The 21,537-nt window shown below is 72.2% G+C and carries 25 protein-coding genes and 1 tRNA gene; 14 read left to right on the top strand and 12 right to left on the bottom strand.

The window, feature by feature from the left end; all coding sequences use genetic code 11:
* Positions 1-225: 225 nt before the first annotated feature.
* Positions 226-1,104 (top strand): rhomboid family intramembrane serine protease, encoded by an 879-nt coding sequence (locus tag OG403_RS19130; protein ID WP_329566007.1) that lies wholly within the window; start codon positions 226-228, stop codon positions 1,102-1,104.
* Between the two features lie 374 nt (positions 1,105-1,478).
* Here OG403_RS19130 and crgA read toward each other — a convergent pair whose 3' ends face one another.
* On the bottom strand, positions 1,479-1,730 hold the full coding sequence (gene crgA, locus OG403_RS19125; RefSeq protein WP_329566006.1) for a cell division protein CrgA: 252 nt from the start codon (positions 1,728-1,730) through the stop codon (positions 1,479-1,481).
* A 154-nt stretch (positions 1,731-1,884) separates the two neighbouring features.
* On the opposite strand from crgA, the gene OG403_RS19120 reads away from it, so the two are divergent.
* The 6 genes from OG403_RS19120 (at position 1,885) to OG403_RS19095 (ending at position 6,367) form a co-directional block, all read left to right on the top strand.
* Positions 1,885-2,667, top strand: coding sequence for a DUF881 domain-containing protein (locus tag OG403_RS19120; RefSeq protein ID WP_442910937.1), 783 nt, complete (start codon positions 1,885-1,887; stop codon positions 2,665-2,667).
* 73 nt (positions 2,668-2,740) lie between these two features.
* Positions 2,741-2,911 (top strand): hypothetical protein, encoded by a 171-nt coding sequence (locus tag OG403_RS19115; protein ID WP_329566004.1) that lies wholly within the window; start codon positions 2,741-2,743, stop codon positions 2,909-2,911.
* Between the two features lie 65 nt (positions 2,912-2,976).
* The gene (locus OG403_RS19110; protein ID WP_329566002.1) at positions 2,977-3,639 is read left to right on the top strand and encodes an aminodeoxychorismate/anthranilate synthase component II; all 663 of its coding nucleotides are present in this window, start codon (positions 2,977-2,979) and stop codon (positions 3,637-3,639) included.
* Positions 3,640-3,643: 4 nt separating this feature from the next.
* Positions 3,644-4,774: a class E sortase gene (locus OG403_RS19105; protein WP_329566001.1), complete on the top strand. Its 1,131-nt coding sequence runs from the start codon at positions 3,644-3,646 to the stop codon at positions 4,772-4,774.
* Positions 4,775-4,814: 40 nt separating this feature from the next.
* Entirely contained in the window at positions 4,815-5,555 is a 741-nt protein-coding gene (locus OG403_RS19100) for a class E sortase (RefSeq protein ID WP_329565999.1), read from the top strand.
* A gap of 134 nt (positions 5,556-5,689) precedes the next feature.
* Positions 5,690-6,367, top strand: coding sequence for a hypothetical protein (locus OG403_RS19095; protein ID WP_329565997.1), 678 nt, complete (start codon positions 5,690-5,692; stop codon positions 6,365-6,367).
* Positions 6,368-6,449: 82 nt separating this feature from the next.
* Here the strand turns inward: OG403_RS19095 and pknB are convergent, their stop codons facing one another.
* From pknB to OG403_RS19070, 5 genes are all read right to left on the bottom strand, one after another.
* The gene (gene pknB, locus OG403_RS19090; RefSeq protein WP_329565994.1) at positions 6,450-8,600 is read right to left on the bottom strand and encodes a Stk1 family PASTA domain-containing Ser/Thr kinase; all 2,151 of its coding nucleotides are present in this window, start codon (positions 8,598-8,600) and stop codon (positions 6,450-6,452) included.
* A gap of 276 nt (positions 8,601-8,876) precedes the next feature.
* A complete protein-coding gene (locus tag OG403_RS19085; RefSeq protein ID WP_329565992.1) occupies positions 8,877-10,337 on the bottom strand; it encodes a peptidoglycan D,D-transpeptidase FtsI family protein in 1,461 nt (486 codons plus the stop codon).
* A gap of 140 nt (positions 10,338-10,477) precedes the next feature.
* Positions 10,478-12,181: a PP2C family protein-serine/threonine phosphatase gene (locus OG403_RS19080; protein WP_329565990.1), complete on the bottom strand. Its 1,704-nt coding sequence runs from the start codon at positions 12,179-12,181 to the stop codon at positions 10,478-10,480.
* 98 nt (positions 12,182-12,279) lie between these two features.
* Entirely contained in the window at positions 12,280-12,849 is a 570-nt protein-coding gene (locus OG403_RS19075; protein ID WP_329565988.1) for an FHA domain-containing protein FhaB/FipA, read from the bottom strand.
* Positions 12,850-12,860: 11 nt separating this feature from the next.
* On the bottom strand, positions 12,861-13,754 hold the full coding sequence (locus tag OG403_RS19070) for a DUF3662 and FHA domain-containing protein (RefSeq protein WP_329565986.1): 894 nt from the start codon (positions 13,752-13,754) through the stop codon (positions 12,861-12,863).
* Positions 13,755-14,194: 440 nt separating this feature from the next.
* On the opposite strand from OG403_RS19070, the gene OG403_RS19065 reads away from it, so the two are divergent.
* Positions 14,195-14,278, top strand: a tRNA-Leu gene (locus OG403_RS19065).
* Between the two features lie 104 nt (positions 14,279-14,382).
* Here OG403_RS19065 and OG403_RS19060 read toward each other — a convergent pair.
* Genes OG403_RS19060 through OG403_RS19050 form a run of 3 tightly spaced genes read right to left on the bottom strand, consistent with a single transcriptional unit; the run spans position 14,383 to position 15,814 of the window.
* A complete protein-coding gene (locus OG403_RS19060; protein WP_329565985.1) occupies positions 14,383-15,009 on the bottom strand; it encodes an HAD family hydrolase in 627 nt (208 codons plus the stop codon).
* 48 nt (positions 15,010-15,057) lie between these two features.
* Complete coding sequence (locus OG403_RS19055) at positions 15,058-15,252, bottom strand: hypothetical protein (protein WP_329565983.1); 195 nt, start codon at positions 15,250-15,252, stop codon at positions 15,058-15,060.
* Positions 15,253-15,283: 31 nt separating this feature from the next.
* Positions 15,284-15,814, bottom strand: coding sequence for a potassium channel family protein (locus OG403_RS19050; RefSeq protein ID WP_329565981.1), 531 nt, complete (start codon positions 15,812-15,814; stop codon positions 15,284-15,286).
* An 89-nt stretch (positions 15,815-15,903) separates the two neighbouring features.
* Here OG403_RS19050 and OG403_RS19045 point away from each other — a divergent pair, with 89 nt between their 5' ends.
* Genes OG403_RS19045 through crcB (OG403_RS19030) form a run of 4 tightly spaced genes read left to right on the top strand, consistent with a single transcriptional unit; the run spans position 15,904 to position 17,682 of the window.
* Positions 15,904-16,569 carry an MOSC domain-containing protein gene (locus OG403_RS19045; RefSeq protein ID WP_329565980.1) on the top strand — a complete coding sequence of 222 codons (666 nt, stop codon included), beginning with the start codon at positions 15,904-15,906 and terminating at the stop codon, positions 16,567-16,569.
* Positions 16,566-16,982, top strand: a complete 417-nt coding sequence (crcB, locus tag OG403_RS19040; protein ID WP_329565978.1) for a fluoride efflux transporter CrcB — start codon at positions 16,566-16,568, stop codon at positions 16,980-16,982. The genes OG403_RS19045 and crcB (OG403_RS19040) overlap by 4 nt, the downstream gene beginning before the upstream one ends.
* Positions 16,979-17,311, top strand: a complete 333-nt coding sequence (locus tag OG403_RS19035) for a DUF190 domain-containing protein (protein ID WP_329565976.1) — start codon at positions 16,979-16,981, stop codon at positions 17,309-17,311. Before crcB (OG403_RS19040) ends, OG403_RS19035 begins: the two co-directional genes overlap by 4 nt.
* On the top strand, positions 17,308-17,682 hold the full coding sequence (gene crcB / locus OG403_RS19030) for a fluoride efflux transporter CrcB (RefSeq protein ID WP_329565974.1): 375 nt from the start codon (positions 17,308-17,310) through the stop codon (positions 17,680-17,682). Before OG403_RS19035 ends, crcB (OG403_RS19030) begins: the two co-directional genes overlap by 4 nt.
* A gap of 53 nt (positions 17,683-17,735) precedes the next feature.
* Here the strand turns inward: crcB (OG403_RS19030) and OG403_RS19025 are convergent, their stop codons facing one another.
* A complete protein-coding gene (locus OG403_RS19025) occupies positions 17,736-18,113 on the bottom strand; it encodes a hypothetical protein (RefSeq protein WP_329565973.1) in 378 nt (125 codons plus the stop codon).
* Between the two features lie 220 nt (positions 18,114-18,333).
* On the opposite strand from OG403_RS19025, the gene OG403_RS19020 reads away from it, so the two are divergent.
* Complete coding sequence (locus OG403_RS19020) at positions 18,334-19,068, top strand: alpha/beta hydrolase (RefSeq protein ID WP_329565971.1); 735 nt, start codon at positions 18,334-18,336, stop codon at positions 19,066-19,068.
* On the opposite strand, the gene OG403_RS19015 is transcribed toward OG403_RS19020, so the two are convergent.
* Complete coding sequence (locus tag OG403_RS19015; RefSeq protein WP_329565969.1) at positions 19,040-20,260, bottom strand: MFS transporter; 1,221 nt, start codon at positions 20,258-20,260, stop codon at positions 19,040-19,042. The genes OG403_RS19020 and OG403_RS19015 overlap by 29 nt on opposite strands.
* A 126-nt stretch (positions 20,261-20,386) precedes the next feature.
* Between OG403_RS19015 and OG403_RS19010 the strand changes: the two genes are divergently transcribed.
* The gene (locus OG403_RS19010; RefSeq protein WP_329565967.1) at positions 20,387-21,214 is read left to right on the top strand and encodes a hypothetical protein; all 828 of its coding nucleotides are present in this window, start codon (positions 20,387-20,389) and stop codon (positions 21,212-21,214) included.
* A 28-nt stretch (positions 21,215-21,242) separates the two neighbouring features.
* On the opposite strand, the gene OG403_RS19005 is transcribed toward OG403_RS19010, so the two are convergent.
* Positions 21,243-21,488 carry a chaplin gene (locus tag OG403_RS19005; protein WP_329565965.1) on the bottom strand — a complete coding sequence of 82 codons (246 nt, stop codon included), beginning with the start codon at positions 21,486-21,488 and terminating at the stop codon, positions 21,243-21,245.
* Between the last annotated feature and the right edge of the window lie 49 nt (positions 21,489-21,537).

Genomic DNA, 21,537 nt, shown 5'->3' with positions numbered 1-21,537 from the left:
CATGCCGATTTGTCCGCCCGCGCGGTGGGCTGGGCCGTCCGTACGCTGCGGCGGCCGCGGGGCCCCGGGATGCCCGGAGTGGTCATGGGATGATTCGAGCCGGTGGAGATCACCCGCCGCTGAAGTCCTGTCGGCGCCGCCGCGGCGGCAGTAGCCTTGACGATCCCGGTGACCTTCCGCGAGGCGGAGCGGCACCGGGATCGCTCATGAGGAGGACGAACCCGGATGGTCCAGGACGAGGCCGCGCCCGGCGCGTACACCCTGCCGCGCTGCTACCGCCACTCCGACCAGGAGACCGGGGTCAGCTGCTCGCGCTGCGGACGCCCGATCTGCCCGCAGTGCATGATCGACGCCTCGGTCGGCTTCCACTGCCCCGAGTGCGTGAGCGGCGCCGCGGCGCAGCCCACCCGGGTGGCCACCACCCGGTTCGGCGGCAGGCTCACCGGGGACGGCGCGCTGGTCACCAAGATCCTCATCGGGATCAACCTGGCGGTCTTCGTGGTGGCCGCCTACCTGGACAAGTCGCTGGCCGACCAGTGGGAGCTGTACAGCTACGTCTCGCCGCAGACCGGAGCGGCTTCCGGCGTGGCCGCCGGGCCCGACCAGTGGTACCGGCTGCTGACCGCCACCTTCCTGCACGTCCAGCTCTTCCACGTGGGCTCCAACATGCTGGCGCTGTGGTGGATGGGGCCGACCGTGGAGCGGGTGCTCGGGCGGCTCCGGTTCACCGCGCTCTACCTGGTCTCCGGGCTGGCCGGCAGCGCGCTGGTCTATCTGGTCGCGGGGGCGGGCGTGGCCTCGCTGGGCGCCTCCGGGGCGATCTTCGGTGTGTTCGGCGCCACCGCGGTGCTCTTCCGGGCGGCCCGGCAGCCGCTGGGGCCGGTGATCGCGCTGATCGTCTTCAACCTGGTGATCACCTTCTCGGTGCCGGGGATCGACTGGCGCGCGCACGTGGGCGGTCTGGTGGCGGGCGTGCTGACCGGGATCGGCATGATGCACGCGCCGCGGGCCAACCGGAACCTGGTGCAGGCCGGCACGGTGGTGCTGATGCTGGCCGCCACGTTCGCGATGGTGCTGGTGGAGACGGCCCGGCTGACCGGGTGACCGCGCGCTGTCCTCGGGCACCTGTGCGTAGCGCGGTCGGCTGTTCGGTTGTCCACAACGGGTGGCGGGTTGCGCACAGGGTGTCTGCCGGACGGCGCTCCGTATGCCGGTCTACGCGTGTCCCAGTGCGGAATCCATTGCCGTATGAGCAGTTTTTCGCTCTCTGGCGGCCGAATCGGCCGAGGAGGCTGGCGCCAAGTTATCCACAGGGCTGGTCGACTTTTCCCCACTGTGGATAACTGTGTGGATAAGCGGATGGTGCGAAGAGCTCCGGGCCGTTGCGGGCGCTGGCTCCGGGCGGGTGCGGACAGCACGACGGACCGCCCCACCGGGTTCGGCGGGGCGGTCCCGGAAGGGCGCTCAGCGGGCTGCGGCTACTTCCACTGCGTGGAGACACCGAAGCCGGCGGCGATGAAGCCGAAGCCGACCAGGATGTTCCAGTTGCCCCAGGCCTGGACCGGGTAGCTGCCGCTGGTCACGTAGTAGGTGACGATCCAGACCAGCCCGATCAGGAAGAGCGCGAGCATCACCGGGGCCACCCAGTTGCGCCCGGAGCTCAGCTTGACGGCGGTCGCGGTGACCGGCGGGGTGTAGTCGGACTTCTTGCGGAGTCGAGACTTCGGCACGAGGGGCTCTCCTGTCGATGCGCTGTGAGACCGCGCAGGGGTGCAGCGGGGCGGGGCGGCTGTGGGGACCGGGTTGGTACGGCTGAGGCTCCGCACATGCCACCGGCGTCCGTTAGCGTAGTGGCTCGCCGGGTCGGAAGGAGATAAGGGTACGGTGCCGAATTCCTCGATTTCCGGGGATCCTCCCCCGGACCCGGCCGCGGACCGGGTCGGCTCGCCCCGAATTGTCGGCCGTGTCCTGACCTGCGGCATCTTCGCCCTCGCCGGAGTGCTCTTCTACGTCAGCGCGCACGCGGCGCACGGCATCGACCTGCGCACCGACGACTCGCTGCTGCGGCTCAGCGACGTGATACAGCAGCGCAGCGACCAGAACCGGCAGACCCAGTCGGAACTCGCGGACCTGCAGCAGCGCGCCGACCAGCTCGCCAGGCAGCAGGGCGGCAGCCCGGCCGACACCGACCGGCTGAGCGCCGTGCAGGGGCAGGTCGGTCTGGACCCGCTGCAGGGTCCCGGCCTGACCGTCACCCTCAACGACGCGCCGCCGGACGCCACCGCGAGGATCCCCGGGGTGCCCGAGCCCGGCGTCAACGACCTGGTGATCCATCAGCAGGACATCCAGGCCGTGGTCAACGCGCTGTGGCGGGGCGGCGCGAGCGGCGTGCAGGTGATGGACCAGCGCCTGATCGCCACCAGCGCCGTGCGCTGCGTGGGCAACACCCTGCTGCTGCAGGGCCGGGTCTACTCGCCGCCGTACGTGATCAGGGCCGTCGGCCGGACCGGCGACCTGCGGGCCGCCGTCGACGCGGACCCCTCGATCCGCAACTACCTGCAGTACGTCACCGCCTACGGGCTCGGCTGGAAGGTGCAGGAGAACAGCGAGCTGAGCCTGCCCGGCTACAACGGCAGTACCGACCTGAACGCGGCGACCGCCCAGTAGATCGGCAACAGCCACCGTCGAGCACAGCTTCGAGGTCTACTCTGTTTCCACTGCCCATCACGTAGGGAGCACCATGTACGGCTGGATCTGGCGGCACCTGCCGGGGAACACCCTGGCGCGAGCCATCATTTCGGTCCTGCTGATCCTCGGGGCGGTGTACGTCCTTTTTCAATACGTCTTCCCCTGGGCGGAACCGCTGCTCCCCTTCGGCGACGTCACGGTGAACAACGGCGGCTCCGGCTGACGGCCGCGCCGCCGCCACCGCGCCGACCCTCTCGCCCGATCCGCACGAACCCGGAGACAGCACGCATGGCCTCGCCCGATACCGCCCCGCGGATCCTCGTGGTGGACAACTACGACAGCTTCGTCTTCAACCTGGTCCAGTACCTCTACCAGCTGGGCGCGACCTGCGAGGTCGTGCGCAACGACGAACTGACGGTGGATCGGGCCGAGCGGCGCACCGCCGCGGGCGGCTACGACGGGGTCCTGCTCTCCCCGGGGCCGGGGGCGCCCGAGGAGGCCGGTGTGTGCATCGAGATGGTGCGGCACTGCGCGGGGATCGGCCTGCCGCTGTTCGGCGTCTGCCTGGGCCTGCAGTCGATCGCGGTGGCCTACGGCGCGGTGGTCGGCCGGGCGCCCGAACTGCTGCACGGCAAGACCTCACCGGTCGAGCACGAGGACGGCGGGGTGTTCGCCGGTCTGCCCTCGCCGATGACCGCCACCCGCTACCACTCGCTGGCCGTCGAGCCGGCCACCGTGCCGGCCGAGCTGGTGGTCACCGCCCGCACCGCCAGCGGTGTCATCATGGGCCTGAGGCACCGGGAACTGCCCGTCGAGGGCGTGCAGTTCCATCCCGAGTCGGTGCTCACCGAGGGAGGGCACCGGATGCTGGCCAACTGGCTGGCCGAGTGCGGTGACCCGGAGGCGGTGGGCCGTTCGGCGGGCCTCGCTCCGGTGATCGGCCGGGGCTGAGAACGTGACCGCGGTGCGTCCGGAGGGGCGCCAGCAGGCATACCCGGGCTACGGGCAGCAGCCGGGCGGATACCGGCCGCCCGCGCAGGGGGCGCCCGGGTACGGGACGCCGCAGTACGACGCGGCCGGATACGGCACGGACGGGTACCGGACGGCCGCGAACGGGCCCGGCGAGCCGGCCGGCGACCGCCACCCCGGCACGGCGGAGCCGGACGGCTGGGGCGTCTACGACCCCGCGCAGCCGGACGAGCAGCCCGCCTACCCGTGGCTGGCCGACCAGACGCTGCAGCTGCGCACGATATCCGTCAGCCCGGACGGCGCCGCGGGCGCTGTGCCGGTGCCCGCCGCGCGCCGCGCGCAGGGCAAGGTCTCGGTGCGCTCCGGCACCGGGCGGCGCCGGGCGACCGGTCGGCGCGGCCCCGTGGTGCGTCCCAAGGAGCGCAAGCGGGTGCTCGCCGCCCGCGCGGTCGGCGAGCTGTGCATCACCTTCGGCCTGGTGATGCTGCTCTTCGTGGCCTACCAGCTGTGGTGGACCAACGTGCAGGCGGACGCTTCCGCGAACAGCACCCGCAACCAGCTCGAGCAGCAGTGGAACAACCCCACCGTCACCCCGACGACCCCCGCCGCCGGCCAGTCCGCCGCACCCGCGCCGACCTTCGCCCCCGGCAAGGGCTTCGCGATCATCCACATCCCCAAGATCGGCCTCACCGACCCGATCGCCGAGGGCACCGACACCACCACGGTGCTCGACCACGGCCTGGTCGGCCACTACACCGGGACCGCGATGCCCTCCGACGCGAGCGGCAACTTCGCCGTCGCCGGCCACCGCACCACGCACGGCCAGCCGTTCAACCGGCTCGCCGAACTCCACCCCGGCGACATGATCGTGGTCGAGACCCAGACCGACTACTACACCTACCAGGTGGAAGGCGGCATCCCGCAGACCTCGCCGCACAACGTCGCGGTGCTCAACCCGATCCCCAACGGCTCCCCGTTCACCCAGGCGGGCCGCTACATCACGATGACCACCTGCACCCCCGAGTACAGTGCCGTGGGAAGGCTCATCGTCTTCGGCAAGATGGTGGACGATCGGCCGCGCAGCCAGGGGCTGCCCCCGGCGCTGACGAACGGTTAGACCGGCGTGGCGCCCCGCCAGGTGGACGAGCGGAGCCGGCGTGACGGACCAGTGGCAGCAGTTGACCGTGAGCCCTGCGGGCGGCGGCGCCCCGGGCCGCCGCCGCTCCCGCGGCGCGCTGGCGCTCGGGGTGCTGGGTGAGGTGCTGATCACGGCCGGCCTGGTGCTCGCGCTCTTCGTCGGCTACTCGCTCTGGTGGACCGACCTGCTGGCGGACCGTCAGTCGGACCGGGCGGGTGACCGGCTCAGGCAGACCTGGACCGCCCCGGCGGCCCCCGCCGTGCCGTACCTGGCGAGCGAGGGCATCGGGTTCCTGCACGTGCCCGCGATGGGCAAGGACTACCAGGTGCTGATCAAGCCGGGCACCACTCCCGAGGTGCTCAACCAGGGTGTGGCGGGCGCCTACCAGGAGCCCTACCAGGCGGCCATGCCCTGGGACGCCAGCGGCAACTTCGCGCTCGCCGCGCACCGGGACGGCCACGGCGCCAAGTTCCACGACCTCGACGCGGTGGGCAAGGGCGACCCGATCGTGGTCGAGACGCGGGACCACTGGTACGTCTACCGGGTGGACGCCACCCTGGAGCAGACCAGCAAGTACGACACGGGGATCACCGCTCCGGTGCCGCAGGAGTCGGGCTACCGGGAGCCCGGGCGGTACATCACGCTGACCACCTGCACGCCGGTGTACACCTCCCGGTACCGGATGGCGGTGTGGGGGAGCCTGGTCCGGGTGGACCCGATGGACGCGCAGCGGACGCCGCCGGCGGAACTGCGGGGCTGACGGAGAAGAATCCCGTAGGCGTGTGGCCGTCCGAACACGCCGGGGGAGTGACCCCGAGCGCCGCTGCTGACAGGGTGACGGTCGGATGTGCGAGGCGTTGCTCCTGGTGGCACTGCTGCCGGGAGGAGACACCCGTGATCGACAACGACGCCGTCCTGCTGGAGTCGCGCACCCTGCGGACGAGCATGGCGGAGCGGACGGACGCGCTGGAGAAGGTGAAGGCGCTGCTGATGCTGCCGGACGGGGTGCATGTGACGCGCCGGATGGTGGCCGACTACTTCGAGGTCGACGACGAGGCAATCCGAAGCCTGGTCAGGAGGCACCGGGACGAGCTGACCGAAAGCGGCTTCGTCCTGCTGAAGGGTTCTGACCTGCAGAGTTTTCTATGGGTCAACATGACCCATAGAACAGTTCCAGGTACCGGGCTGGGTGTCTTCCCCCGCCGCGCGGTCCTCGACGTCGCCATGCTGCTGCGCGACAGCGAGGTCGCCCGGGCGGTGCGCCGCTACCTGCTCGACGCGGTGGAACGGCCCGCAGACCTGTCCGGGGTGACGATCGGTCAGCTGGTCGGGCAGGCCACCGGAGCTGTCCAGCAGCGGGTCGACGGGCTGCGGCAGGGCATCGCCGCCCTGGAGGCCCGGCACGCCGGGCTGGTCGCCCAGGTGCGGCGCGACCAGGAACTGCTCGCCGCGCTCAGCGCCCGGCTCGCCGACACGTCGAGCGCGGTCCACACCCTCGGCGGTCGGGTCGACCTGCTCTGCACCATCAGTGCGGCCCCAGGCGGGGGAGGGCACCGCCGCCGACGGCGGTGAGGCCCGCTGCGGGGCGGCGACGGCGAAGGGGCTGTGGACGACCAGGATGGTCGTCCACAGCCCCTTCAGGCTTGTTCAGGGACTAGTTGCCCCCGCCCTGGGTCGTCTGCCCGGGGAGGGTGAAGGGCGGGGAGCCGAAGGCGCCGCCGATGGGACCCCCTTTGGTTGGCGTGGCCGCCGTGGTGGTGAGCGTGATGCTCGTACCGGGGTCGATCAGCTGGTTCGGCTGCGGGTTCATCTGGGTGACGATCGAGTTGTTGTCGCTCGGCCCGGAGAACGTCCACTTGGTGAAGCCCTTGGCGGTGAGCGCCGCGATGGCGTCCTTGACGTCCGTGTTGGTGACGTCGGGCAGCTGGACCGTCGTCGGCGCGGTGTAGATGGTCAGTGTGATCTGGGCGCTCTTGGCCGCCTTGCTGCCGGCCGCCGGGGTCTGCGAGGCGACCGTGCCGACCACCTGGCTGGCGTTGGTGGACGGGGTGGTCTTCGAGGTGCTGTCGATCGAGGTGAAGCCCTGCTGCTGCAGGGTCTGGACAGCCGCCGCGGTGGTCTGGCCGACCACGTTGCTGATCGCGATCTTGCCCGGGCCCTGGGAGATGACGATGGTGACCGTGCTGTTCGGCGCGGCCTGGCTGCCACCCTGCGGGCTCTGCGAGATCACCGAGTTCTGCGGGGTGTTGTCGTCGTTGGCGTACTGGGGGGTGACCTGGAAGCCGGCTGCGGTCAGCGCGCTGGTGGCGGCGTCCGCGGCCTGGCCGGTGACGGTGGGGACCGGGCTCTGGCCGGGGCCGCTGGAGAGCTGGACGGTGAGCTGGCCGTTGGCGGGCATCTGCGCGCCGGCTGCCGGGTTCTGCTGGCAGACCAGGTCCTTGGCGACGTTGTTGCAGGGGATCGGGTCGCCCTGGGTGACCGTCAGCTTGGCGCTGGCGGCCTTCGCCGCGGCGGTGGCGTCGGCGATGTTCTTGCCGGTGAGGGTCGGCGCGACGATCTGACCGGTCGAGCCGGAGCCGCCGGAACCGCCGCCCTTGAACATCGCGGAGGCGACGAAGAAGGAGCCGACCAGGACCAGGACCGCGGCGACGGCCAGGATGATCCAGGAGGTGTTGCTCTTCTTCGGCTGGTCCTCCCGGCGGCGGCTGGCGCGCGGGCCCTCGTCGTAGCCGTCGTCGCCGCCACCGTAGCCGTCGTCGTAGCCGTTGCCCTGGTAGCCGGGGCCGCCCTGCTGGTAGCCCTGCTGGCCGACCGGCGGCAGCATGGTGGTCGGCGCGCCGCCGTGGCCCTGCTGCGGCATCAGGTTGGTCTGGCCGTACGGGTCGTGGTCGACCGGGTAGCCGTTCGGGTCGTAGCCGTAGCCGCCCATGCCGTACGCGGCGGCCTGCTGGGCGGCGGCCACCGGGAGGCCGTCGAGGAAGCGCTCGATGTCGTCGCGCATCTCGTCGGCGCTCTGGTACCGGTAGTCGCGCTCCTTGGCGAGCGCCTTGAGCACGATCGCGTCGACCTCGGGGCGCACCTCGGGGTCGTAGCTGGACGGCGGCTGGGCCTCCTCGCGCACGTGCTGGTAGGCGACCGCGACCGGCGAGTCGCCGACGAACGGCGGACGCATGGTGAGCAGCTCGTACAGCAGGCAGCCGGTGGAGTAGAGGTCGGAGCGGGCGTCCACGGTCTCGCCCTTGGCCTGCTCGGGCGAGAGGTACTGGGCGGTGCCGATCACGGCCGAGGTCTGGGTCATCGTCATCCCGGCGTCGCCCATGGCGCGCGCGATGCCGAAGTCCATCACCTTGACGTTGCCCTGCCGGGTGAGCATCACGTTGGCGGGCTTGATGTCGCGGTGCACGATGCCGGCCCGGTGCGAGTACTCCAGGGCCTGCAGCACGCCGATGGTCATCTCCAGCGCGCGCTCGGGCAGCAGCCGGCGCCCGGAGTGCAGCAGCTCGCGCAGGGTGGAGCCCTCGACGTACTCCATCACGATGTACGGGATGGAGATCCCGTCGATGTAGTCCTCGCCGGTGTCGTACACGGCGACGATCGCTGGGTGGTTCAGTGAGGCCGCGGACTGGGCCTCACGGCGGAAGCGGGCCTGGAACGACGGGTCCCTGGCCATGTCGGCCCGGAGCGTCTTCACCGCTACGGATCGGCCGAGCCGGGTGTCGTGGGCGAGGTAGACCTCGGCCATGCCACCGCGTCCTAGGACGCCGCCGAGCTCGTACCTGCCGCCGAGGCGACGAGGCTCTTCCATAGTTCCGACCCTCTCCCTCACCGGGCGGTGAGGATATGACGTAGGTGTCCCCGCACGTTCCAGTACAGACGCCGCCCTCGTCACGGTGGTTCTGTGACGCCGGTCCCTGAGCCCCGGCGGGCCATGGCTCCGAGCCGCGGGCACACCCGCTGCTGGCGGATACGCTACCGGTCGTCGCCGTACCAACTCGACACGCCCGGCAGCTGAGACCAGACCGGTATCCGATCGTCTGTCCGACCGCCCAGTATGGCCCAGCTCGCCGGAAACGTGCCGGGATCAGTGGCCGATCACTGCCTGCATGATCGACTTGGCGATCGGCGCGGCGATGCTGCCGCCGCTGATCTCGTCGCTGGTCGCGGCACCGTCCTCGACCACCACGGCGACGGCCACCGGGATGTCGTTGCCGACCTTGGCGTAGGAGACGAACCAGGCGAACGGCAGTCCCTTGTTGTCGGTCCCGTGCTGGGCGGTGCCGGTCTTGCCGCCGACCTCGACGCCGGGGATCTGGGCCAGCTTGCCGGTGCCGTTCTGCACCACGGCGACCATCATCTGCTGGAGCTTCTGCGCGGTGGCCGGGCTGACCGCCTGGTCCATCTCCTTGGCGGTGTGGGTGGAGACGACGCTGCCGCTGCCCGACTTCTCCTGGTCCACCAGGTAGGGCTGCATCAGCTTGCCGTTGTTGGCGACCGCGGCGGCCACCATGCACATCTGCAGCGGGGTCGCGGCGGTGTTGTGCTGCCCGATGGCGTCCATCGCGGTGCCGTCGGGGGTGGAGTCGCTGGGGAAGGTGCTGGCCGCCGAGCGGATCGGGGTGTCGACGGTGGCGTTGAAGCCGAACTTGTCCGCCTGGGCCAGCAGCTTCGACTCGCCGAGGTCGGCGCCGAGCTTGCCGTAGACCGTGTTGCAGGAGATCGCGAAGGCGTCGATCAGGGTGGCCTGGCCGCACGGCTCGCTGTCGCTGTCGTTGTGCAGCACGGTGTTGGTGCCCGGCAGCACGTAGGTGTCGGGCGTGTCGGTCTGGTCGGTCGGGTTCTGGTACTTGCCGGTCTCGAACGCGGTGGCGGCGGTGACGATCTTGAACGTGGAGCCCGGCGGGTAGGTCTGCTTGAGCGCCCGGTCCAGCATCGGCTGGTTCTGGTCGCTGTTCAGGCCGGTCCAGGCGCTGCTGTCGCTGGTGCTGCTGCCGGCGAAGGTGCCCGGGTCGTAGGACGGGGTGGAGACCAGGGCCAGGATCGCGCCGGTGCGCGGGTCGATGGCGACCGCGGCACCCTTGCGGTTCCCCAGCCCCTGGAAGGCGGCCTGCTGGGCCTTGGAGTTGATCGTGGTGACCACGTTGCCGCCCTGCTTCTTCCCACCGGTCAGCGTGTCCCAGGTGTCGCCGAAGAAGAGCCGGTCGTCGGTGCCGGAGAGGATCCCGTTCTCCAGCGACTCCAGGCCGTTGGAGCCGAAGACCTGCGAGGAGTAGCCGGTGATCGGGGCGTACAGCGGACCGTTGGTCCAGCCGGTCTTGTACTTGTACTTGTAACCGGTGGTCAGGTCCGAGCTGGTCATCGGCTGCCCGTCGGCGGTGATGATGTTGCCGCGCGGGTAGGAGTACTGGTCCAGCGTGTTGCGGATGTTGTTCGGGTTGTCCGCGTAGGAGTCGGCGCTCACGGCCTGGATCCAGTTGCTGCGCAGCAGCAGCGCGAAGATCAGGACCATGCAGAAGACGGAGACCCGTCGAATGGGCTGGTTCATTGAGACGCGGTCCCCTCCTCGGTGCGTACTGCGTGGCGCGGCCCAGCCATTCAACCGCACGAACGCTTACCCCCCGACCGCCCGGGTCGCCCGCGGGCGGGGCCCGGTGGCCCCGCCCGGCTGGTCGGCGGTCGCGCCGCTCAGGAGCAGTTCTTCGCCAACTGCTGCTCCGCCGCGGTGAGCGGCGGCCCGCTCGGTGCGGCGGGGGCGCTGGGCGAGGCAGCGGCCTGCGAGGGCGTACTGCTCGGCTGCGGCGTGGTGGAGGGGCTCGGCGCGGTCGGCGAGGCACCCGCCTTCGGCTCGGTCTTCGGCGCGGTCTCGAACGAGGCGTTGGTCGCCGTGGCGGCCGGTGTGGCGGTGCCCTGCTTCAGCTTGTGGCAGGCCGAGGCCTGGTCCCTGAACTGGTCGGCCTGCGCGGTGGCGGCGCTCAGACTGCCGGCCGAGACGGTGCCCTTGAGCTGGCTCTGCTGGGCGGCGGGCAGGTCCGCGACGGCGGCGTCCTGGTACTCCTGCTGGACCGAGGAGAGCTGCAACCCGGCCAGGTCCTGGTTGATGCCCTGGTAGACGGCGACGTGGCCGTCGTGCTCGCCGACGTAGTACTGGCCCTGGGTCCACTGGTATCCGGCGTACGCGGCGCCGCCGACCAGGCAGAGCGCCACCGCGGTGATCGCCGAGCGGCGGAACCAGCGGCGCTTCTTCGGCTGCTCGGGCACCGGGTGGCCCTCGGCCTCGGCCCCGTACTCACCGGCCGGACCGGCCGGTGAGTCGCCGTAGCCCTCGCCGGGGTGGGCCGCGTCGCCGTAGCCCTCCACCGGGTAGCCGTTCTGGTCGTAGCCCTCGGCGTACCCGTCGCCGTACCCCTGCAGGTGCGGATCGCCGTACCCCTCGGCGTACCCGCCGCCGTAGCCCTCGGCCGGGCCGAAGCCGGCCTGGGCGTGGTCGTAGCCGTTGGCCGGGCCGAAGGCGCCGGGCGGCGGGGGCTGCTGGCGCCCCAGGCCCGCGGCGCGACCGGCCGGGGTGTCGATGATCTGGTGGTCCACGGCTGTGCCGTGCGGGCCCTCGGCCACCGCGCCGACCACCACGGGGGTGGTGGCGAACTGGCCGCTGAGGGTGTCACTGGGGCCCACATCGAGCACGTCGGCCACGATGCAGGTGATGTTGTCGGGGCCGCCGCCGCGCAGGGCGAGCTGGATCAGCTCCTGGATGGTCGGCTCGGGGGCGTAGAAGCTCCCCAGCGTCTCCTCCAGGGTCTGGTGGCTGACCGGTCCGGACAGGCCGTCGGAGCAGATCAGGTAGCGGTCGCCGGCCCGGACCTCGCGGATCGACAGGTCGGGCTCGACCTGGCCGCGGCCGTCCAGCGCGCGCATCAGCAGCGAGCGCTGCGGGTGCGTCTCGGCTTCCTCCGGGGTGATCCGGCCCTCGTCGACCAGGCGCTGCACCCAGGTGTGGTCCTGGGTGATCTGGGTCAGCGCCCCGTCCCGCAGCAGGTAGGCGCGCGAGTCGCCGACGTGCACCAGGCCCATCCGATCACCGGTCCACAGCAGCGCGGTGAGGGTGCAGCCCATGCCCTCCAGCTGCGGATCCTGCTCGACCATCACGCGCAGCCGCTCGTTGGCGGCCTGCACGGCGTCGTTCAGCAGGGTCAGCAGGTCGGCGTGGGGGTCGGCGTCGTCGAGCGAGATGATCGAACTGAGCGCCTCGGAGGAGGCGACCTCACCGGCCGCCGCGCCGCCCATGCCGTCGGCCACGGCGAGCAACCGGGGACCGGCGTAGCCGGAGTCCTCGTTCCCCTCCCGGATCAGGCCCTTGTGGGAACCGGCGGCGAAACGCAGCACGAGGCTCATACGGTGCGTGCCCCCCTCTGGGCCTCGCGCAGGGCCGCGGCAGCCATCGCGCTGCCGTCCCGGCTGGTCTTGGACGGGGTGCTGTCCCTCATGCGCTACTACTTCCGCAGTTCGATGACGGTCCTGCCGATACGGATCGGCACTCCCACCTGCAGCGGCATCGGCGTGGTCAGCCGCTGCCGGTCGAGATATGTGCCGTTGGTGGAGCCTAGATCCTCCACGGTCCACTGCCCAGTCTGGTCTGGGTAGATCCTGGCATGCCGCGATGAGGCGTAGTCGTCGTCGAGCACGATGGTGGAGTCGTGGGCCCGTCCGAGGGTGATGACCTGGCCCTGCAGCGCGACCGTGGTGCCGGCCAGCCCGCCCTCGACCACCACCAGCTGGGTCGGGCCTGCGGGCGCGCCGCGACGGCCGCGCTGGCCGCCGCCCTGGCCGCCCTGGGTGGCCTCGCGCGCTCCGCCGCCCTGCTGTCGCGGCGGGGCCCCGACCGGGGTCGGGGCCGGGGTGCCGGTCGCGGTCGCCGGGGTGCGCCCGCCGCGCCGGCCGGTCCTGCCGCCTGCCTTGGCGCCGAACAGATCGCTGCGGATCACCTGGACCGCGACGATGACGAACAGCCACAGCACGGCCAGGAAACCCAGCCGGAGGACTGTCAGAGTCAGTTCGGACACCGGAGCTCGCCCTACCCTTCGACCTGTCGGTAGATGATCGTCGTGGAGCCCACGACAATCCGCGAGCCGTCGCGGAGCGTAGCGCGCTGGGTGTGCTGTCCGTCCACCACGATGCCGTTGGTGGACCCCAGGTCGAGCACCATGGCCGGGTTGCCGGGGCGGATCTCGGCGTGTTTGCGGGAGACGCCGGGATCGTCGATCCGGACATCGGCCTCGGTGGAGCGGCCCAGTACGCAGGCGCTGCCGGTGATCTGGTGGCGGGTGCCGTTGACCTCGATCCAGCGCCGGGTGCCCGCACCGGTGCCGGAGCCGGGGAAGGGGCGCACATTGCCCATCCCGGCGCTCGGCGGTGTCGGGGGCATGGCGGGCGGGGCGCTCGGCGCCGGTGGTGCACCGGCGTACGTCGCCGCGCTGTTCTGCTGCCACGGTGCGCTGGATGCGCCCGGCGCGGCGGGTGCTCCCGGTGCTTCGCCAGGAGTCCGGCCGTAGCTGGGCTGCGCCGGCGCGGCGGCGGCCGGCGGCTCGGGGGTCTCGCCGGCCAGCGTGCGGCTGCGCACCCGGTACAGGCCGGTGTCCAGGTCGTCGGCGCGCTCCAGGTTCACCTGCAGCGGACCGAGGAAGCTGTAGCGCTGCGCCTCGGCGTACTCCAGCACCATGCCGGAGAGCTCCTGGCCGAGTTGGCCGGCGTACGGGCTGAGCCGCTCGTAGTCGTGCGAGCTGAGCTCGACGATGAAGTCGTTCGGCACCACGGTGCGGTCGCGGTTCCAGATGGTGGCGTTGTTGTCGCACTCGCGCTGCAGCGCGCCGGCGATCTCCACGGGCTGGACTTCGGACTTGAACACCTTCGCGAAGGTGCCGTTCACGAGACCCTCGAGTCGCTGCTCGAACTTCTTCATGACTCCCACGGGGCACCCCCTTCCAAAGGTCTCTCGGCTGCTGGGCCGGGCCGTCGCGGGCCCGATTGCGGTACTTCCGTACTGATCGTATCCACGCCTTGGCCATCTGTACGGTTCCCCGGCCGCCCGCTGGACCCGGGCGAGCTAGCGCACACCCTGGCCGCTGAGGCGGTTCCGGTGCAACGAGAGGTACCCCTGGCGGCGGACGCTCATCCCTCGCTCACCCGTTCGCCAGGCTGTTCGTCGAGCCGTTCGAGTGGCGGCCGGGCGGTTGGTGTGCAGGCCCTGGCCTGCGAAGGATTCGTAGGTCGCCCGCGGGGCGTGCTAATGTTTTCCATGTCGGAAGGGGCGCCCGAGAGGGAGCCGAAGCCGGCCGAGTGGGAAGCGAAGCGGGTCCAAACCGATTCGACCTCACCCGGACGATCGGTTAGCATCTTCGACAACACCTTGCGCGGGTGGCGGAATAGGCAGACGCGCTGGATTCAGGTTCCAGTGCCCGAAAGGGCGTGGGGGTTCAACTCCCCCCTCGCGCACAGATGAGGCCGGTCGGTCCGACGAAAGTCGGAGCGACCGGCCTCAACGCTTTTCCGGGCCACCGCCTGGTGGCGACCCGTGGATCCGGGCCGCCGTGGCGGGTTCAGGCCCGCAGGTCCGCGAGCCAGCCGGGGAACCCGGTGAGCTCGGGCAGGACGGCGTCGGCCCCGGCAGCGGCCAGTTCGGCGGCGGTGTACGGGCCGGTGGCGACGGCCACGGCCAGGGCGCCGGCCACCCGGGCGCCCTCGATGTCGCCGAGGTGGTCCCCGACGTAGACGCTCGCGCCCTCGGCCCGCAGCACGGCGCCCTTCTGCGCGCCGAAGACCGTCCCGTGCAGGCCGTCCACCGCGAGCCGCGCGGCGTCGAGATTGCGCCGGGCGTTGGGCTCGTACTTGCCGGTGACCACGATGACCCGCCCGCCCTGCCGGTGCACGGCGGCGATCGCCTCATGGGCACCGGGCAGCGGGAGCGAGCCCTCGATGCCGTGCTCGGCGTAGAGGGCGCGGTAGCGGTCCGCCACGGTCGGCACCGCCTCGGCGGGGAACCAGTTCGCCAGCTCACGTTCGACCGGCGGGCCGAGCCGGCTGACCACCAGGTCGCTGTCGATCGCGGTGCCGGTCTCGGCGGCGAGCAGGTCGTAGCACCGCTTGATGCCGGGGCGGGTGTCGATCAGCGTCATGTCGAGGTCGAAGCCGACGGTCAGTGGCAGGTGGGGCCCTCGTTCGTCCATGGCCGATCACCCTAGCCGGGTCGAACAGTTGGGCGGCGGGCGGCGGCGTCAGCTCTCGCCGCTCTCCTCCTCCTCGGTGTGCTCGAGGGTGATGCCGTGCTTGGTGGCGGTCCGCAGCAGTCCGGCGATCCGGCCCTGGTAGGCCTGGACGCCGTCGAGATCGCCGTCGGCGCGAGCCTGGGCCAGGGCCTTGCGGGCCAGGGCCAGCTGCTCGCGCAACTCCTCGTCGAAGATGCCGGTCACCTGACCAGCATCGCCTCGCCGGTGGCAAAGCTCAACCGCTTCCGTCCCGGCGGCGGTGGGCCCGGCGGTCCAGCTGGCCGCGCATCCGCTGGCCGAGCGCGGTGGCGGCGGCGGTGAGGAAGATCAGGGTGTAGAGGATCTGCAGCATCACGATGACCCGGGCCGTCTGGCTGACCGGGACGATGTCGCCGTAGCCCACCGTGGCCGCGGTGATGACGGTGAAGTAGAGCGCGTCGATCCGGGTGTTCAGACCGCTGAAGTGGCCCGGGGAGCGGGCCAGCGCGAGGTAGCAGGTCGAGAAGACCAGCAGGGTGACGATGCTGAGCAGCAGGATGGTGAGCCCGGGCAGCCCGCGTCGGGACTCTATCCAGATCGACAGGATGGCCCGCAGCAGCAGCCCGGCCGTGGCCGTCAGCAGCAGCACGAAGACGGTCCAGCTGAGCGCCGGGTGGTGGGGGCCGAAGGTCCCCAGCGGCAGGGTGAAGTAGGCGGTGAACAGCAGGACCGGACCGCCGGTCAGCAGCAGCCAGAGCCAGAGCGGGGCACGGGGCGGCTTGTCCATGTGCCCAGCCTGTGCGGGCGACGGGCGGGCGGCTTCCCGGCTGGGCCGTCAGGGGGAGGCCGGATGGGCGGAGACGGTAGTTTTGGCATATGGAATCAGGTGCCTTCGTCCGGTCGGTGAACATCGGCGTGGCCACCCCGGCGGAGTTCTCCGAGCCGGGTGTGACCGGGATCGACAAGCGGCCGGTGACCGGCTCCCTCGAGGTCACGGTGCCGGTGCAGGGCAGTGGGCTGGCCGGGGACGCGATCTGCGACCTGCGCCACCACGGCGGTCCCGAGCAGGCCGTCTACGCCTACGCCCAGGAGGATCTGGCTTACTGGGCGGCGGAGTTGGGGCGCGAGCTGCGGCCCGGCCAGTTCGGCGAGAACCTCACCACCGAGGGCCTGGACGTGAACGGCGCGCTGATCGGTGAGCGCTGGCTGGTGGGCGGGACGCTGCTGCTGGAGGTCTCGGTGCCGCGGATCCCGTGCCGGACCTTCGCGGACTGGCTGGACGAGCGCGGCTGGGTGAAGCGGTTCACCCAGCGGGCGCTGCCGGGTGCCTACCTGCGGGTGCTCCGGGAGGGTCCGGTGTGCGCGGGCGACCCGGTGCGGGTGGTGCGCCGGCCCGGGCACGGCCTCGACGTGGCGACCGTGTTCCGGGCGCTGACCGCCGAGCCGCAGCTGCTGCACCGGCTGGTGGACGTGGCCGAACTGCCGGCGGCGACCCGGGAACGGGCGGCTCGCCGACTGGCCGAGCGGGCGGCGGCGTCGTGAGCGCGCGGGAGTTTCCGCTGGACGTGGTCGCGGTGGTCGCGGTCGGCGGGGTGCTCGGGGCCGAGGCCCGGTACGAGGCCGGGCGGCTGTGGCTGACGGTGGCCGGCGGCTTCCCGTGGACCACGTTGCTGATCAATGTGCTGGGCTGCCTGGTGATCGGGGTCTTCCTGGTGGCGATCACCGAAGGGCGTCCGGCGCACCGGCTGGTCCGTCCGTTCTTCGGGACCGGCGTGCTGGGCGGCTTCACCACCTTCTCCACCTACTGCGTGGACGCCGAGCGGCTGCTGGCCAAGGGCGAGGTGGGCACGGCGCTGGGCTACCTGGCGCTCACCCTGGTGGCGGCGATGGCGGCGGTGACCGGCGGGGCCGGGGCGACCCGGCGGGTGCTGGCCCGGACCGGGAGGACGACATGAACGGCTCGGCACTGCGGCTGACGGTGATCGTCGGCGACACCGACACCTGGCACCACCGGCCGGTGGCCACCGAGATCGTGCACCGGGCGCACTCCGCCGGGCTGGCGGGGGCCTCGGTCTTCCACGGGGTGGAGGGCTTCGGGGCGTCCCGGACGCTGCATTCGGCGCGACTGCTGTCGATGAGCGAGGACCTGCCGGTGGCCGTGGTGATCGTGGACGAGGAGGAGCGGGTGCGGGCCTTCCTGCCGCGACTGGCCGGGCTGGTGAACCGGGGGCTGGTGACGCTGGAGCCGGTCGAGGTGGTCCGGTTCGAGGAGCCGGACGCGTGAGCGGGTACCTGCTGGTGGCGATCGGCGCGCTGGTGGGGGCACCGGCGCGCTATCTGACGGACCGCGCGGTGCAGGCCAGGCACGACTCGGTGTTCCCGTGGGGGACCTTCGCGGTGAACCTGGTCGGCACCGTGGTGCTGGGACTGGTGACCGGCGCGGTGCTGGCGGGGGCCGCCTCGGCGCACTGGCAGCTGCTGGTCGGCACCGGCTTCTGCGGTGCGCTGACCACCTACTCGACCTTCAGCTACGAGACGCTGCGGCTGGTCGAGGGCGGGGCGCGGCGGTATGCGGCGGCCAATGTCGGCCTCTCGCTGGTGGGCGGCCTCGGTGCCGCCTACCTCGGTGCGGAGCTGGCCCGGCTGCTCGGTTGACCTGGTTGCTCGGTTGACCTGGTCGCTCGGCAGGCCTGGCTGATGGCCGTTCGTCAGATGGTCAGCTCGCTCTCGATCCGGCGGATGTGATGGCGGGCCATCGCCAGGTTGGCCCGGGCCCGGTCCAGCACCAGGTAGAGGAAGAGGCCCTGGCCGCCGGCTCCGGTGAGCGGGCGGACCAGGTGGTACTGGTGGGTCAGGGTGGTGAGGATGTCCTCCATCGCCTCGCCGCCCGCCTGCCCCTGCAGCTCCGCCGAGCGCAGGGTGGCCCGCACCACGTCGGTGCTGCCGGCCGCCGCGAGGGTCAGGTCGAGATCGGCCGCCTGGCCCAGGGTGCCCAGGGCCATCCCGCTGCCGAGGTCCACCAGGGCCGCGCCGATGGCGCCCTCGATCGCCAGGGCCTCCTTGAGGGCAATCTCCACACCGGTCATCGCTGCCTCCCACGGGTCGTTCGAATACTCCCCAGTCGCTTCCGAGAGTAGGGATCGGTTCGGCACCGCACGATCCGCTGACTGTTGTTGGGAGCTTGTTGATCGAAAGTGTCGGTAGTCGGTGGTGGTCCGGCGTGTCCCTGGCCCGGAATTGATCAGTCGGCCTGAGCCGGGAGACTGGACCTGGGAGTGGACCCGGCGGGCGGAAGCGGTGGTCGAAATGCGAGCGGTGCGGTGGCGGGTGCGGCCGGCAGGGGCGCGCGGGGTGGTGCTGGTGCTGCACGGCGGCCAGGTGGCCAGTACGGCGCCGGCCCGGCCGTGGCAACCGGCGGCGGTGCGGATGCGCGGGTTCGTCGCGCCGCTGGTGCGGGCCACCGCGGGGGCCGGGATCGCGGTGGGGCTGGTGCGCTACCGCTACCGGGGCTGGAACGGGGAGCGGGCGGACGCGGCCCAGGATGTCGTGGCGGCGCTGGACGCGGTGGCCGCCGAGCTCGGTCCGGTGCCGGTGGTGCTGCTGGGGCACTCGATGGGTGGGCGGGCCGCGCTGCGCTGCGCCGGGCACCGGGTGGTCACCGGGGTCGTCGCGCTCGCGCCCTGGTGCCCGCCGGAGGACCCGGCCGAGCAGCTGGCCGGCCGCGCCCTGGTGACCCTGCACGGGGACCGGGACAAGGTCACCGACCCCGCGGCCACCCGGGACTTCGCGGAGCGGGCCAGGGCGGCGGGTGCCCGGGTGGCCGGTTTCGAGGTGGCGGGGTCCGACCACGCGATGCTCCGCCGCTCGCGCGACTGGCATCAGGCGGCGGCCGGGCTCAGCGCCGCACTGCTCGGTGTCGGTACCACCCCGCAGGAGGTGACGCGGGCCTTCGCGGCCCGCGGCTCGGACCAGGGCGGCCTGCGGATCGCGCTGCCGCGCGGCCGACGGCGCCTCAGTTCCGCCGTACCGACGGGACGGTGAGCACGGCGGCGGTGGCCGCCAGCAGCCAGAGCGCGCCGAAGCCGAAGACCGTCCGACTGCCCAGCAGCGCGGCCGCCGGGCCGGCGGCGGCCAGCCCGAGCGGGCCGAGCGCGAAGGCGCCCAGGCTGCCGTAGGCGGCCACCCTGGCCCGCGCCTGGGGCGGGATCAGGCGCTGCTCGGCGGTGTCGAACAGCGCGCCGTTGACCGCCGACGCCGCCCCGGCGACCACCGCGCCCAGGCAGACCCAGGGCAGCGCGGCCCCCAGCGCCAGGAAAGCGGACGGCAGTGCGAAGCCGATCGTGACGGCGGTGGCCACCAGGACCGGACGGCGGGGGCGGCGGCCGAGCAGGGCGAGCGCGGCGAGCACCGAGCCGGCCCCGTAGGCGGCCAGTACCAGTCCCCAGGACCGGGCGCCGCCCAGCCGCTGCGCGGCGGTGGCCGGGCCGAGCACCAGGAACGGTGCCCAGACCAGGAGGTTGAACAGTCCGAAGTGCACGCAGGTGGCCCAGAGCCAGCCGCGCGAGCGGAACTCGGTCCAGCCCGTGCGCAGGTCGGCCACCAGGGACGGGCCGGGTGCGGCGACCGGCAGCCGCACCGTTAGCCCGGCCAGCACCAGCACGCTGGCCCCGAAGCTGGCCGCGTCCAGCGCGAGCACCGCGCCCGGTCCCACGGCGGCGGTGAGCAGCCCGGCCAGCGCGGGACCGGCCACGCTGGTGGCGGACCGTGCCAGCGTGAGCAGGGCGTTGGCCTCGGCCAGCTGCTCGGGCGGGGTGAGCCGGGGGATCAGCGCGGTCAGCGCCGGGTTGAACAGGGCCTCGCTCGCGCCGCCGGTACAGACCAGCACCAGCATCGCCCAGAGCGGCGGGTGGCCTGCCAGCAGCAGCCCGGCGAAGGTCCCCTGGGAGAGGAAGCGCACCAGGTCGGCGGCGAGCATCACCCGGCGGCTGCCCAGCCGGTCGGCGGCCACCCCGCCGGCCAGCAGGACCAGCACCGTGGCACCGGTCCGGGCCGCCAGCACCCAGCTGAGCGCACCGGCGCCGCCCGGGCCGCGCAGCACCGCGAAGGCGAGCGCGACCGGTGCCATCGCGGAGCCGAGGAGCGAGACGGTGTAGCCCGGGAAGAAACGGCGGAATTCACGGTCTTTCGGGAATGCGCGCAGGAGGTTGCGGCGCCCGTCGAGAGCGGTCGTCATGAACAGCAGAGTGCCCGTCAGAAGATCTGTACGGCAAGAGAAATTGAGTGATTGGCAGTCAATTATTCGGTACGCTTGAATTAGCGCAGTAAATAGGCGCTGAACTGCGAGGACAGGGGGCGCGGGGTGAGTGATTTACTGCGGGAACCGGTGGAATACGCGGTGGCGGTCGAGCGGTATCTGGCGGCTGCCCGGCTGAGTGCCGCCTCCCGCCGGATCTATCGGATCGCGTTGGCCACCTGGGCCTGGGCGCTGGCCGATCGCCCGGTGCCCGGCGGTGACGGCCGGCGGCGGGCCGTGCCGCCGGTGCTGCCGTTGGGGCTGCTGGACCATCCGCAGGCTCCCGACCGGCTGCGGGCGCACCTGGCCGCGCGCGGGGCCAGCCGGCGCACGGCGGAGCGGGAGCTGTCGGCGCTGCGGGGCGCCGTCGGCTGGTGGCGGGCGCAGGGCTGGCTGCGCGGCGATCCGACGGCCGGTCTGGTGCCGTGGGCCGAGCCCGTACGGGGACCCGGGGCGCTGACGTCGGATCAGGTCACGGCGGTGCTGACGCTGCCCGCACCGCTGCGGGACCAGGTCTGCTGGCATCTGGTGCACGAGTCCGGGGCTGCGATCGAGCGGGTGCTGGCGCTGAACGTCGATGACATCGACGTCTCGGGCCGGCGGGGCCGGGGTCGGGCGGCCGATCTGTGCTGGGGTGCGGGCGCTGCCCGGTTGCTGCCGCTGCTGCTGGTCAGCCGGGCCGGTGGGCCGCTGCTGCTGACCGATCGCCGGGTGCCGGCCACCGTTCCCGCCGTCGACCGCTGCCCGCTGAGCGGGCGGGGGCGGCTCTCCTACCGCCGGGCGGCCGAGCTCTTCACGGCCGCGACCCGGGGGCTGGACCCGGCGGGGCACGGCTGGACGCTGCGCCAGCTGCGGCTGGCGGGTGCCGCAACGCCGACGGCCGGCCCCGCCTGATGGGCGGGGCCGGCCGGGGCGGGCGAGGTCAGCCGTTGGTGCAGCTGTTCCCGATAGCCGGGTTCAGCAGGCCGATCACGTCGATGCTGTTGCCGCAGATGTTGATCGGGATGTTGACCGGAACCTGGATCACGTTGCCCGACAGGATGCCGGGCGAGCCGATCGCCACACCGGTCGCGGTCGCGGAGTTGTCGGCCGAGGCGACGCCGGCGCCGCCCAACACCAGCGCACCGGCGGCGCAGGTGAGGGCGATGGCCCTGCGGAAGTCCTTCATGGGGATGTCTCCATTCCTTGCCGGATAGAACAGGGGGCAGACGAGGGCA

Source organism: Kitasatospora sp. NBC_01266 (genome assembly GCF_036242395.1).
GTDB lineage: Bacteria > Actinomycetota > Actinomycetes > Streptomycetales > Streptomycetaceae > Kitasatospora.
This window is presented reverse-complemented; position numbering and strand designations above follow the sequence as displayed.

What these genes read in the sequence shown, in the direction of transcription:
- OG403_RS19085 (WP_329565992.1), bottom strand. Translation starts at nt 10,337, where the DNA reads ATGAACCAGCCCATTCGACGGGTCTCCGTCTTCTGCATGGTCCTGATC.
- OG403_RS19035 (WP_329565976.1), top strand. Translation starts at nt 16,979, where the DNA reads ATGAACGGCTCGGCACTGCGGCTGACGGTGATCGTCGGCGACACCGAC.
- OG403_RS19130 (WP_329566007.1), top strand. Translation starts at nt 226, where the DNA reads ATGGTCCAGGACGAGGCCGCGCCCGGCGCGTACACCCTGCCGCGCTGC.
- OG403_RS19025 (WP_329565973.1), bottom strand. Translation starts at nt 18,113, where the DNA reads ATGACCGGTGTGGAGATTGCCCTCAAGGAGGCCCTGGCGATCGAGGGC.
- OG403_RS19005 (WP_329565965.1), bottom strand. Translation starts at nt 21,488, where the DNA reads ATGAAGGACTTCCGCAGGGCCATCGCCCTCACCTGCGCCGCCGGTGCG.
- pknB (WP_329565994.1), bottom strand. Translation starts at nt 8,600, where the DNA reads ATGGAAGAGCCTCGTCGCCTCGGCGGCAGGTACGAGCTCGGCGGCGTC.
- OG403_RS19115 (WP_329566004.1), top strand. Translation starts at nt 2,741, where the DNA reads ATGTACGGCTGGATCTGGCGGCACCTGCCGGGGAACACCCTGGCGCGA.
- OG403_RS19020 (WP_329565971.1), top strand. Translation starts at nt 18,334, where the DNA reads ATGCGAGCGGTGCGGTGGCGGGTGCGGCCGGCAGGGGCGCGCGGGGTG.
- OG403_RS19050 (WP_329565981.1), bottom strand. Translation starts at nt 15,814, where the DNA reads ATGGACAAGCCGCCCCGTGCCCCGCTCTGGCTCTGGCTGCTGCTGACC.
- OG403_RS19110 (WP_329566002.1), top strand. Translation starts at nt 2,977, where the DNA reads ATGGCCTCGCCCGATACCGCCCCGCGGATCCTCGTGGTGGACAACTAC.
- OG403_RS19080 (WP_329565990.1), bottom strand. Translation starts at nt 12,181, where the DNA reads ATGAGCCTCGTGCTGCGTTTCGCCGCCGGTTCCCACAAGGGCCTGATC.
- OG403_RS19060 (WP_329565985.1), bottom strand. Translation starts at nt 15,009, where the DNA reads ATGGACGAACGAGGGCCCCACCTGCCACTGACCGTCGGCTTCGACCTC.
- OG403_RS19015 (WP_329565969.1), bottom strand. Translation starts at nt 20,260, where the DNA reads ATGACGACCGCTCTCGACGGGCGCCGCAACCTCCTGCGCGCATTCCCG.
- OG403_RS19045 (WP_329565980.1), top strand. Translation starts at nt 15,904, where the DNA reads ATGGAATCAGGTGCCTTCGTCCGGTCGGTGAACATCGGCGTGGCCACC.